The organism is Bradyrhizobium sp. Ai1a-2 (assembly GCF_000426245.1).
Taxonomy (GTDB): domain Bacteria; phylum Pseudomonadota; class Alphaproteobacteria; order Rhizobiales; family Xanthobacteraceae; genus Bradyrhizobium.
The window spans coordinates 42,679-54,945 of sequence record NZ_AUEZ01000060.1 but is presented as its reverse complement, the minus strand read 5'-3'; the positions used below and the strand labels follow the sequence as shown (position 1 = coordinate 54,945).

Sequence of the window (12,267 nt, the reverse complement as noted above, 5' to 3'; positions counted from 1 at the left end):
GGGCTGCGATCATCATGAAGTCGGCGCGCTCGATGCACGCCTTGGCGATGCGCCGGGAGGAGTAGATGCCGCTCGCATAGCCGTTGAGCAGCAGCGCCACCATCAGGCGCGGATCGAACGGCGGCTGGCCGAGTGCACTCGTGTAGCTGCTGATAATCTCGGTGAGGTCGAGGCTCTCCCGCACCAGTTCCACGATGAACCGTGACAAGTGGTCCCTCGGTACGAAATCCTGCACGCTGGGCGGCAGAAGCTGCGGCTGATCAATCTTCCAGAGGCGAAAATACTTGCTCATCGCCGCCAATAAAATCAGACTCCCACCCAATTGAACAGGGACTACTCGGACAGGCTCCTAGTGCCCGTCATTGTTCCGATTTGAGCACTTCATCCGGACGCTTGTTACGTCGAGCGCCGAACTACATCGATCGCAATCGGTCAGCGCTCCCTCCCGCTCGATAGGCCCTCGTTGTCGCCTTCATTTTAGCTGAGTCGCGGCGCTCAATTTGCGCCAGGAAAGGTGCAAAACTGCACGACCGATGTTCTTATTCTGAAGAGAAGCCTAAGCCGCGTTCAGCCGCTGTATCGGCAATCAATGCCGTCGCGGCCTGCGCACTTGCCCCTGATTTACGAATGGCAGAGAGGACCGTCGCAGCAGTATTCCCCGCTGCTATGGAAACTATACATGCGGGCTATTGGAAAATTTTGTCCCGCGCTGCGATCAATGGGTGCCACTGTCGCAGATTTCATCGAGTAACGCCCAGCGCAACCTCAATCCGAATCCAATCTCCCCGAACATACCGCATCGGGCAACTTGATCCTGCGAAGAATTTCAATGCGTGGGTGTTCGTCGGCTCACCGCTCACTCCTTACGCGCTCAAGAGGCATCCATGGCTTTCACGTTAAAGATCAACGGTACACCCCATGATGTCGATGTCGACGGCGACGCCCCGCTGCTGTGGGTGCTGCGCGATGTGCTCGGCATGACCGGGACCAAGTTCGGCTGCGGCCAGGCGCTGTGCGGCGCCTGCACCGTGCATATCGACGGCCAAGCGGTCCGCTCCTGCCAGACAACGGTCGACAGCGTTGGCGACAGCGCGGTCACCACGATCGAGGCGATCGGCCGGGCCCCGCAGGGCGCGGCCTTGCAGAAGGCGTGGCTGGAGCTGGAGGTGGTGCAGTGCGGCTATTGCCAGTCCGGCCAGATCATGTCGGCGGCGGCGCTCCTGAAGGACACGCCGAAGCCGACGGATGACGACATCGACGCCGCCATGTCGGGGAATGTCTGCCGATGCGGCACCTATCAGCGCATCCGCGCTGCGATCAAGCATGCTGCGGGAGTTTGACATCATGGATAGGCTTACTCTGAGAGAGCAGATCGCCGATGAAAAAGCGATGTCGCGGCGTGCCTTTCTACAGGGCACAGGTTTGCTGCTTGGTTTTGCGCTGACCGGTGCAAGCACGGAGTCCGTCTTCGCGGCGCCTGCTTCGCAGGTGGTCGAAGACGAGGTCATGGGTGCTTTCGCGCCGAATGGATTTATACGGATCAATCCAACCGGCGCCGTGACCCTTGTCATTCCGATGATCGAGATGGGGCAGGGGGTTTACACGTCGCTCTCGATGCTTCTCGCTGAAGAACTGGAAGTGAAGCTTGACCAGATTCAGGTTCAGCATGCGCCGCCCAATCATGCGCTTTACGCCAACTCGATCATAGGCATTCAAAATACAGGTGGTTCCGCCTCTGTCCGCGCCTTCTGGATACCGCTGCGTCAGGCGGGGGCGGTAGGTCGAAATCTGCTGATAGCAGCAGCCGCAAAGCGCTGGAATGTCGATCCAGCGACTTGCCGCGCCAAGGGTGGCGTCGTATTTGATGCGTCGGGCTCGAAGCATCTGAGCTACGGCGAACTTGCGAAGGCCGCGGCGAAATTGCCTGTGCCGCCTGCGGCAAACGTCAAACTGAAGGATCCGAAGGATTTCACGCTGATCGGCACGCGTGCCAAGCGCGTGGATTCGGCAATAAAGGTCGATGGGCGCGCGCTCTACGGCATCGATACGCGACTGCCGGGTATGAAGGTTGCGGCGGTTGCTATTTCGCCTGTGCTCGGTGGTAAAGCGAAAACGGTGGACGAGAAGGCCGCGCTGGCAGTGAAGGGCGTCCGGCAGGTGGTGAATATCGATGAAGCTGTTGCCGTGGTAGCGGATCACATGGGTGCGGCGAAGAAGGGGCTCGAGGCCGCCGCGATCACGTGGGACGACGGGCCGAATGGCAAGGTCAGCAACGCCGATATCGTCAAGCAATTGGAGGAGGAATCCAAAAAGCCGGGCGCGGTTGCCCGTAACGTCGGTGATGTGGCGAAGGCGCTTGCGGAGGCAGCGCAACGGGTTGACGCCATCTATCAGGTGCCTTTCCTGGCCCATGCGGCGATGGAGCCGATGAACTGTACCGTTCATCTGCAGAAGGATCGTTGCGACCTTTGGGTCGGAACACAGGCGCCTACGATCACGCAGTCTCAGGTGGCCGAACTCACCGGCCTGCCAAAGGATGCGATCAAAATTCACAATCATCTGATTGGTGGCGGCTTCGGCCGACGGCTGGAAGCCGATGGTACGATCCTCGCCGTCAAGATCGCCAAGCACGTCGACGGCCCGGTGAAGGTGATCTGGAGTCGCGAGGAAGACATCCAGCACGATATGTATCGGCCGTACTATCTGGATCGGCTGTCGGCCGGACTTGATGCGGCCGGCAAGCCGGTTGCCTGGACGCATCGGATCGCCGGCTCCTCAGTCATGGCTCGCTACTATCCCCCTTACGTCAAGGACGGATTGGACCCCGATGCCGTAGAAGCGGCGGCCGAGCCGCCCTATGAACTGCCCAATATCCATGTCGACTTTGTCCGGGTCGAGCCCCCTGGTGTCCGGACGTCTTGGTGGCGCGGTGTCGGACCGACTCACAATGTTTTTGTGGTCGAAAGCTTCATAGATGAGCTCGCGCATGCTGCGAAGCAGGATCCCGTCGCTTATCGCAAGGGATTGCTTGGCCACAATCCGCGAGCGCTTGCCGTTCTGTCGCTTGCTGCGGAAAAAGCGGGGTGGGGATCACCACTTCCCGCGCGGCATGGCCGCGGGATTTCGGTACAATTCGCATACGGAAGCTACACGTCGCAGGTTGCTGAGGTCGAAGTGGCGGCCGATGGCTCTGTCAAAGTCAAGCGGATCGTCTGTGCGATTGATTGCGGCATGTACGTCAATCCCGATACGATCGAAGCACAGGTTCAGGGTGGAACGCTTTTCGGGCTGACCGCTGCGCTCCATGGGGCAATCACTTTCAAGAATGGACGCGTCGAGCAGAGCAATTTCGACAGCTATCTGCCGATGCGTATCGACGAGGTGCCAGTGGTGGAGACGCACTTGATCAAGAACGCGGAAGCTCCAGGTGGCATCGGTGAAGCTCCGACAGCCATTGTCAGTGCTGCAGTCACAAATGCGATCTTCGCTGCCACCGGCAAGCGCCTGCGCAGCCTTCCGATCGATACGGATTCGCTGAAGTCATCGTCATAGTCTTTGCCCGTCATCCCGAACGCATCGCAGCGCGCACGGGAATGACGGTCCGGGACCAGAGCTCCCAAGCACAACGACTATAGGAGCCCTCGCGTTCTCCGCTCGGAAGAAATCACCTCTCAGAAGGACGCCGTCTCGGGTCGCAAACTCGATCCGCTTCGAAGCTGTCATGTGGGCTCCCTACGTAGTGCCTGCAACCGAATTACGGCCTGGTCCGTTCAGGGGTCCCAATTCGTCTCAAGACGTCGCGCGAATCGATGGCAAGAGACGAAGTTCAGTGGTACGAACGAGCATGGCGACGCCCTCGCTGATCCTTAGAGAACGGGCTTCGGAGCATTATCGGCGCCGGTAGCCACGCAGTAAAGGGCCACTACAATCATGCGGAATACCCCGAAAGCAGTTCCAAGGCAGGCTCTCGTCGGGCAGAACGTTTCGCTGCCCGCGAGCTCCACTGTCAAATTGTCTACAACAGACCTCAACAACTTGATGCAGGCGCTCAACATCGATGTCATCGCCCTGACTGAGCTTCTGGTGCCGCACGGCCATCGAGCCGAAATGGGAATGATTGACGCACCCGGGATCCACTACAACTTGAGTGGCGTGGGACGCATGTCGATCAACGGCGGACCAAAGATGCCGTTGAGCCCTCATTTGCTCATCATCGTGCCGCCAAACACTCCATTCATGATCGAGGTTGACGGTGGAAGTGGCCCACTGAAGCTCATTTCGAGAGACTGCTGGACTCGTCAAGACGGCATCCTCCGCATCGCTGCGCCAAACGAGCAACCCGAAATCGTTCAGATATGCGGCTTTTTTAACGCATCCTTTGGTCAATCTGTGAGGCTGTTCGGAGAACTCCGCGAACCGGTGATCGAGCAGTTCGAGCCTGCGGACAAGATCGATCTGAAGCTTCGCGAGGCTATGGACGAGCTGCTACAGCAAGAGGTCGGCGTTGGAGCCATGACGGCGTCTCTGCTCAAGCAAATCGTTGTCTCATTGGTGCGACGGTCCCTTAAGTCATGCCAGCGGTGGACTGAGCGATTCTCGATACTTGCCGACAGGCAGGTCACCCGTGCTTTTGCAGATATGGTGGCGCGGCCGGGAGCCGCCCATTCAGTTCAAAGCTTGGCACACAGTGCAGGATTGAGTCGTTCGGCGTTCATGGCGCGATTCTCGGACATCTTCGGACAATCCCCGATGGTCATCTTGCGAGACTTGAGAATGCGCCAGGCCGCGATCGATTTGACGACAACGACGATGTCGATCGACGTCGTTGCTCTTAATGCAGGGTACGAGAGCCGTTCAAGTTTTGTGCGAGCTTTTCGAAAGGCGTATGAACGAGATCCGAGCGACTATCGGCGGATAGCCAGGGAGGGCAAAGCCCAGAAGGATATCTGAGAACGAGGTACGATCTATAGCAAGAAGTGGGCCGCCCGTCACGGCGTGTCCCCCGCTTTGCGTCATACAGAAATGCACTCTACGACGCATACCCTAAGCATCCTAGAGGGAGTGCCTGACGCGTTGGACGTGTGCGGCACCAGCTCCTTGTGTACCGAGGTCATCACAAGCGGAGGGATTTTTGCGGGGGCGTAGGCAGTCGAGCTTCGCGGGTGGGCGTGCACTCGGGGTCAAGCTCTCCTGGTCGCCTCGAACAGGAACCATGAGCGGCTTTCCGCCTCATCGATCCAGTTTTCGATCAGGCTGGCCGTGGCGACATCGCCATGCTCGTCGCAGACATTGTGGGTCTGCCGCATGCGCTGGGTGAGCGCAAAGTTGTCTTCCTTCAGCTCGGCCAGCATGTCTTCGGGCGTGACGAAATCCGCATCATTGCCCTCGATATGCTTCACCCTGGCGATGGGGCCGATCGAGCGGGTCGTCGTGCCGCCGATTTTGCGGGCTCTTTCCGCGATCTCGTCCGTCATCGCGAAAATCTGCGTGGCCTGCTCATCAAGGAGGAGGTGATAGTCCCGGAAATGCGCGCCTGATATGTGCCAATGGATGTTCTTGGTCTTGACGTAAAGCGCGAACACGTCTGCCAGAAGCACAGTGAGGGCGCCCGAAATATCCTTGGTGGCATTGGAGCCGAGATTGCTCGGCGTGTCGAGTGGCGCCTCGCCGCGCGTTTTCGCGTCTTCTATATTCATTTTGATCCCTCCTTCGGTATTGACGCAGTCCTGCTGTTCGCCGGAGGATGCTTCTGAATCAGCAATTCTGCGAAACTGTTCACCGAGTGGCAGTGGGTCACGATCACGAACACCCCGCCCGCCTATTCCTTACAAGAGTATAGACACCTCCCGCGCCCCCCCCCAGCGGGCGTGGGCGGGGGACCGCGGCCATCGCTGTCGTCGGCTCGCGCCAGAACTCCCTAGGTCCGCTTCAGATCCTCGACCAGCATCGCCGCGGCGTGGCGCGCAAGCGCCTGGGTCGGGGCGTTGGTATTGCCGCTAGTGATGTTCGGCATGATCGAGGCGTCGATCACCCGGAGGCTGTCGACCCCGCGGACCCTGAGCCTTGCGTCGACCACCGCTCGCGCATCCTGGCCCATCCGGCAGGTGCCGACCGGGTGCCACATTGTCGTCACGACACGCTTCACCCATTCGCCGATCTCCGCGTCCGACTGGATATGCGGGCCGGGATCGATCTCCTCCTCGATCACCGACGCTAACGACTCCTGGGCCATAACCTCGCGGATCGCGCGCACCGATTCCACCGCGACCCTCAAGTCTTCGTCCTCGCCGATGAAGTTTGGGTTGATGAAGGGCATCGACGTCGGGTCGCTGTCGGCCAGCCGCACCCAGCCACGGCTCTTGGGCTGAAGCACCACGAGTTCGAAAGTGATGCCCGAGCGGTCGCCCGCCGGCCCGAGTTGCTCGTTCAAGACGATAGGAGCGTGATAGCATTGGATCGTCGGTTCGGCGGTGAAGTCGGACGGATTCCAGTGGGTCACCGTCTCGATGCCGTTGCCCGACGCCGGGCCATCCTTGGTGACGAGATAACGCAGGCCCGCCTTCACAGTGCCGATTCCCTGCGCGGCCGCCTGATAGCCGAGATCGCCCTTCACATAGGCACGGACCGGTACCATCGGGTGGTCGTGGAGATTTTCACCCACCCCCGGAGAATCGACGTTCACGGCGATGCCGTGCTCGCGAAGGTGCTCGGCCGGTCCAATGCCCGAGTGCATGAGGATCTTCGGGCTATGGACGGACCCGGCCGACAGCACGACCTCGCCGGCCTTGATCCTCTCGAGGCCGTTGTCCTTCAGCTCGATGCCGGCAGCCCGCTTGTTTTCGATAAGAATCCGAATGACGGTCTTGCCGGTGAGAAGAGTGATGCGGCCCGAGGCGAGGTGCGGACGCAGATAAGCGTCGACCGCACTGCACCGGCGCTGATCTCCGACCGTCGACTGCACCGGCGAGACGCCGACTTGGCTCTTGCCGTTATAGTCGGAATTATAGGGAACCCCATATTCCTGGAATGCCTTGAGGCAATATTCGTTCAGCTTATTGATGCCCTTGGGCAACTGGACCGCCAGACCACCATTGATGCCGTGATATTCGTCGTGGAAGGTGTCGTTGCGTTCCTGCGCCATGAAGACGGGAAGCAGGTCTCTATACGACCATTTGCCGGTGTCGCCGACCGCGTCCTGCCACGCGGCGAAGTCGCGTATCTGACCACGGACGTAGCACATCGCGTTGATCGAGGAGCCGCCGCCGAGTACCTTGCCTGAGCGATAAGCTCGCTTGGTGCCATGCTGGGGCACCGTCTCGTATTTCCAGACATGCCGATCGTGTACCAGTATATTGGCGAAGCCAGCGGGAATGTGGATGAACGGATCGCGATCCAGGTCGCCTGCTTCGATCAGCGCGATCGACGCATCGGTGTGTTCGGCGAGATAACTCGCAACGACGCAGCCGGCCGCGCCCGCGCCAACAATGACAATGTCGTACTCCTTTTGAGACATCAGCGTCTTTCTATTTCGCGCCATTAGTATCGTTGAATCAATACCCGGAGCTGGCGCGGCGCCATCACGGTGCCTGATCCTGAGATTGATTGGACCATGCTTTTGGAGAGTGCCCTTGCAACGCCCGCGGGGGAAATCACCTCTCGCCATAGAGTCGATAGACGATCGTTATTGCCGCTCGCCGCGCGACGTGATGCCGTCGCAAGGAAGGCCACTAGCCACGTCGCACCTCGAAACCGACGTTTTGGTCTTCTCAAATATCTGAGACGAGATGGCGATCAGCGAAGCTCCAGTCCGCCGAGAAGGTGCAGGTCGAGCGAGACGCGCGTTCCGCGCTCCTCAGGGTGACGGAGATAGTGTTCCGGCTTCATCGCGCATAGGCGTCACCGCGACTCACTCCGCCGCTGCCGCGGTCGTCTGGGTCGGCTTGCCCTCGTTCTTGCCTTCCGCGAGGTTGCGCACCACCATGTAGAAGATCGGCGTGAAGATCAGGCCGAACAGCGTGACGCCGAGCATGCCGAAGAACACGGCGACGCCAACCGCCTGACGCATCTCCGAGCCGGAGCCGGTCGATACCACCAGCGGCAGCACGCCGAGGATGAAGGCGAACGAGGTCATCAGGATCGGCCGCAGGCGGAGCCGGCAGGCCTCGATGACAGCCTCCAGCCGCGACCTGCCCTTGAGCTCGATGTCGCGCGCGAACTCGACGATCAGGATCGCGTTCTTGGCGGCAAGTCCCACCAGCACCACGAAGCCGATCTGGGTCAGGATGTTGACGTCCTGGCTCATGATGCGCACGCCGATGGTGGCCGCGAACAGGCACATCGGCACGATCAGGATCACCGCGAATGGCAGCGTCCAGCTACCATATTGCGCCGCCAGCACCAGATAGACGAACAGCACGCAGATCGGGAACACATAGAGGCCGGCATTGCCACCCGTCACCTGCTGATAGGACAGATCGGTCCATTCGAAGGAAAAGCCGCTGGGCAATGTTTCGTCGGCCAGTTGCTTGATGGTGTTGAGCGCCGTCGTCGAGCTCACGCCCGGCGCCGGCTCACCCTGCAGCTCGGACGCGGAGTAGAGATTGTAACGCGCGACACGATCGGGGCCCGAGATGTTCTTGAAGTCCACGACGCTGCCGAGCATCACCATGTCGCCAGCGGCGTTGCGGGTGCGCAGCCGCGCCAGGTCGGAGGTCTCCTTGCGGAATGGGAGGTCGGCCTGCGCCGTAACGTGATAGGTGCGGCCGAACAAATTGAAGTCATTGACGTAGGTCGAGCCGAAATAGGTCTGAATGGTGTCATTGATGTTGGCGATCGGCACCCCGAGCTTCTGCGCCTTGACGCGATCGATGTCGACGAACAGCTGCGGCGTGTTGGCGAAGAACGGCGAGAACACCGACGTGAGATTCGGTGACTTGCGCGCGGCCGCCACCAGTTCGTCGGTCGCAGCCGCCAGCAGCTCAGGGCCGCGGCCTTGCCGATCCTGGATGCGGATGGTGAAGCCGCCGCCAGTGCCGATGCCTGGTACCGCCGGCGGTGGAATGACGATGATGAAAGCGCCCTGGATCACTGACAGCCGCTTGCGCAGATCGGCCGTGATCGCGTTGGCCGACAATCCCTTCTTCAGCCGTGCCTCCGGCTCTTCGAACACCGGGAACAGCGCTGCGGCGTTGCCGGCCTGCGTGCGCGTAGCGCCGGAGAAGCCGTTGAACGCCCCGACATGGTCGATACCTGGCGTATCCAGCGCGATCCGCTCGATTTCGTGCACCACCGCAGCCGTCCGCGCCAGCGACGCGGCGCCTGGCAATTGCACCGAGATGATGAGGTAACCGCGATCCTGTTCGGGAATGAAGCCCTGCGAGGTGGTGGCGAGCAGCCAGCCGGCGCTGCCGATCAGCGCGAGATAGATCACAAGCATCACCGCCGTATGCCGGATCACGAAGTTGGCGGCGGCCGCGTAGCCGTGCGCCAGGCGATCGAAGATGCGGTTGAACAGCGCGGTGAAGCCGTCCCAGCCGCGCGCAATGATGTTCCAGCGCGCCGGCGGACGTTTCTCCTCGTGCGGAGTAAGGATCTGCGAGGCCAGCGCCGGCGACAGCGTCAGCGAGCAGAAGCAGGAGATCGCGGTCGCGACCGCGATGGTGACAGCGAATTGCTGGAAGAACTGGCCGGAGATGCCACCGAGAAACGCTGTCGGTACGAACACAGCGCACAGCACGAGCGCGATCGACACCAGCGCGCCGCCGACCTCCTCCATGGTCTTGAGCGCCGCCTCGCGCCGGCTCAGACCGAGCTGGAGATGTCGCGCGACATTCTCGACAACCACGATAGCATCGTCGACCACGATGCCGACCGCGAGAACCAGACCGAACAGCGTCAAATTATTGATCGAGAATCCGAGCGCCGCCATCACCGCGAAGGTGCCGACCAACGACACCGGAATCGCGACGATCGGGATGATCGCGGGGCGCCACCCCTGCAAAAACACCAGCACCACGATGACGACGAGCGCCATCGCCTCGTAGACCGTCTTGATCAGCTCATGGACCGATTGGGCGATGAATTCGGTGGGGTTGTAGCCGATATCGTAGTCGAGCCCCTTCGGAAAGCTCTCCTTCAGCTTCGCCATGGTGGTGGAGATAGCCTTCGCGGTGGCGAGCGCGTTCGATCCGGGCCGTTGCGTCACCACCATTGCGACGGCCGACTTGCGCAGTATGCGGCTGCTGGTGGCGTAGGACAGCGCACCGAGCTCGACGCGGGCGACATCGCGCAGCCGCAACGTACGACCATCCGAGCCGGCCTTCACCACGATGTCCTCGAACTGGCTGATATCTTTGAGGCGCCCAGTGAAGACGAGGTTCGGCTGGAATGCGCGATCGACAATCGGCGGCTCAGCGATCTGTCCGCCGGCGATCTGCAGGTTCTGGGCGCGGATTGCCGCCAGCACCTCGCTCGATGTCAGACCGACATCAGCAATCCGGTCGGGATCGAGCCACAACCGCATCGAGTAGTCGCGCGCGCCAAACATCTGGATGTCACCGACGCCGTCGAGCCGCAAAAGCTGATCGCGGACCTGCAGCAGCGTGTAGTTGGAGATGTAGAGCTGATCGAACGAGTCGTCGGGCGACAGCACGAACACAGCCATCAGGATGTCGGGCGAGTTCTTGCGGGTGACGACGCCGTTGCGCTGCACCTCATCGGGCAGCCTCGGCTGCGCGATCGCGACGCGGTTCTGAACCAGCACCTGGGCCTTGTCGAGGTCGGTGCCGAGCTTGAAGGTGACGGTGATCGTGAGCTGGCCGTTCGAGGTCGCCTGGCTGTAGAGATACAGCATGTCCTCGACGCCGTTGATCTCCTGCTCGATCGGGGCGGCGACGGTGTCGGATACGGTCTGCGCCGAAGCGCCGGGATATTGCGTGGTGACGGTAACGGTCGGCGGCACGACCTGCGGATATTCCGAGACCGGCAGCGTTTGGTAGGCGATCGCGCCGACGATCAGCAGCACGATCGACAGCACCATCGCGAGGATGGGCTGGTTGACGGAAAGCCTTCCGAGATTCATGGCTTGGCACCTGCCGGAGCCTCGTCGCCTGCCGGCGCCTGCGCCATTTTCGGTGCCACCTTGGCGCCGACGCGGACACGCTGCAGCCCGTCCACAATGACGTGATCCTCCGCCTTGAGGCCCTCGCGAATCACGCGCAGCCCCTCATCGAGCGGCCCGAGCACAACCGGCCTTGCCTCCACCGTGTTGTCGTCCTTGACCACGAACACGATCTTGCGCGACTGGTCGGTGGCTATAGCGGTGTCCGGAATCAGCAGCGCCTCGTAGGGCGAGGAGCCGATGATCCTGACGCGGCCAAACTGCCCCGGCAGGATCGAGAGATCCTTGTTCGGGACGATTGCGCGGCTGCGCAGCGTCGCGGTTGAGATGTCCAGCCGATTGTCGAGGAAGTCCATCTTCCCCTCATGCGAGGGCTTTATCTCGCCGGCGAGTGTCACCTGCACCGGGTTCGGGGTGTCGCGCGAGCTCGGACGCTTGCCTTCGAACCAGAGCTTGCTGTTGCGCTGATAGGTCGCCTCGTCGACGTCGAAATAGATGTAGATCGGGTCGAGCGACACGATCGAGGTGAGCAGCGTCGCGCCGCCCTCGCTGCCCTGCACCAGATTGCCCGGAGTCACCAGATGGCGGCTGACGCGGCCGGTGATCGGCGCCAGCACATGGGTGAATTCGACATTGAGCTGGGCGGCCTTCAGCGCGCCTTCGGCCTGGGTCTCGGCGGCGCGCGCCGCCTGCAACGCCTGGCGGCGCTGGTCGACGACTTGTTCGGAGACAGCACTGGTCTGCACGAGGTTCAGGCCGCGCTCGAGATCGCGCTTGGTAAGCTCTTCCTTGGCGCGTGCATCGGCCAGCTGCCCCTCGGCTTGCAGCACGACTGCCTCGAACGGGCGCGGATCGATGATGTAAAGCAGATCGCCAGCGCGGACGATCGCACCATCCTTGAACTCCACACTGTTGACGAAGCCGCCGACGCGGGCACGGACCTGAACCTCCTCGATCGCCTCGAAGCGGCCGGTGAACTCGTCCCAGTCGGTGACCGTACGCTTGACTGGTTGTGCGACTGTCACGGGCGGCGGCGGGGGCGCGGCCGCCTGCGATTGCGCCTTCTCGTTGCAGCCAGCGAGCGCCAGCGCAAACAGCATGCCGATCGGTGCGCTGCCGCATCGTGGAAGGCGACGAAACGAACCGCG

Annotated in this window: 8 protein-coding genes; 3 read left to right on the top strand and 5 right to left on the bottom strand. The window is 61.4% G+C overall.

Annotation, left to right across the window (positions count from 1 at the left end):
• A partial coding sequence (locus tag K288_RS0130580) for a transposase (RefSeq protein WP_027582976.1) occupies positions 1-292 on the bottom strand: 292 nt, incomplete at its 3' end.
• A gap of 592 nt (positions 293-884) precedes the next feature.
• On the opposite strand from K288_RS0130580, the gene K288_RS0130575 reads away from it, so the two are divergent.
• The 3 genes from K288_RS0130575 (at position 885) to K288_RS0130565 (ending at position 4,950) form a co-directional block, all read left to right on the top strand.
• Positions 885-1,340: a (2Fe-2S)-binding protein gene (locus K288_RS0130575; protein ID WP_027582975.1), complete on the top strand. Its 456-nt coding sequence runs from the start codon at positions 885-887 to the stop codon at positions 1,338-1,340.
• Positions 1,324-3,552 carry a xanthine dehydrogenase family protein molybdopterin-binding subunit gene (locus tag K288_RS0130570; protein WP_244443314.1) on the top strand — a complete coding sequence of 743 codons (2,229 nt, stop codon included), beginning with the start codon at positions 1,324-1,326 and terminating at the stop codon, positions 3,550-3,552. The genes K288_RS0130575 and K288_RS0130570 overlap by 17 nt, the downstream gene beginning before the upstream one ends.
• A gap of 459 nt (positions 3,553-4,011) precedes the next feature.
• The gene (locus K288_RS0130565; protein ID WP_244443313.1) at positions 4,012-4,950 is read left to right on the top strand and encodes an AraC family transcriptional regulator; all 939 of its coding nucleotides are present in this window, start codon (positions 4,012-4,014) and stop codon (positions 4,948-4,950) included.
• Positions 4,951-5,180: 230 nt separating this feature from the next.
• On the opposite strand, the gene K288_RS0130560 is transcribed toward K288_RS0130565, so the two are convergent.
• The 4 genes from K288_RS0130560 to K288_RS0130545 form a co-directional block, all read right to left on the bottom strand.
• Entirely contained in the window at positions 5,181-5,696 is a 516-nt protein-coding gene (locus K288_RS0130560; protein ID WP_027582972.1) for a DNA starvation/stationary phase protection protein, read from the bottom strand.
• Between the two features lie 221 nt (positions 5,697-5,917).
• Positions 5,918-7,513: a GMC family oxidoreductase N-terminal domain-containing protein gene (locus K288_RS0130555; RefSeq protein WP_027582971.1), complete on the bottom strand. Its 1,596-nt coding sequence runs from the start codon at positions 7,511-7,513 to the stop codon at positions 5,918-5,920.
• Positions 7,514-7,906: 393 nt separating this feature from the next.
• Positions 7,907-11,080, bottom strand: coding sequence for a multidrug efflux RND transporter permease subunit (locus K288_RS0130550; RefSeq protein WP_027582970.1), 3,174 nt, complete (start codon positions 11,078-11,080; stop codon positions 7,907-7,909).
• Positions 11,077-12,219, bottom strand: a complete 1,143-nt coding sequence (locus K288_RS0130545) for an efflux RND transporter periplasmic adaptor subunit (RefSeq protein ID WP_244443315.1) — start codon at positions 12,217-12,219, stop codon at positions 11,077-11,079. Before K288_RS0130545 ends, K288_RS0130550 begins: the two co-directional genes overlap by 4 nt.
• Positions 12,220-12,267: the final 48 nt, after the last annotated feature.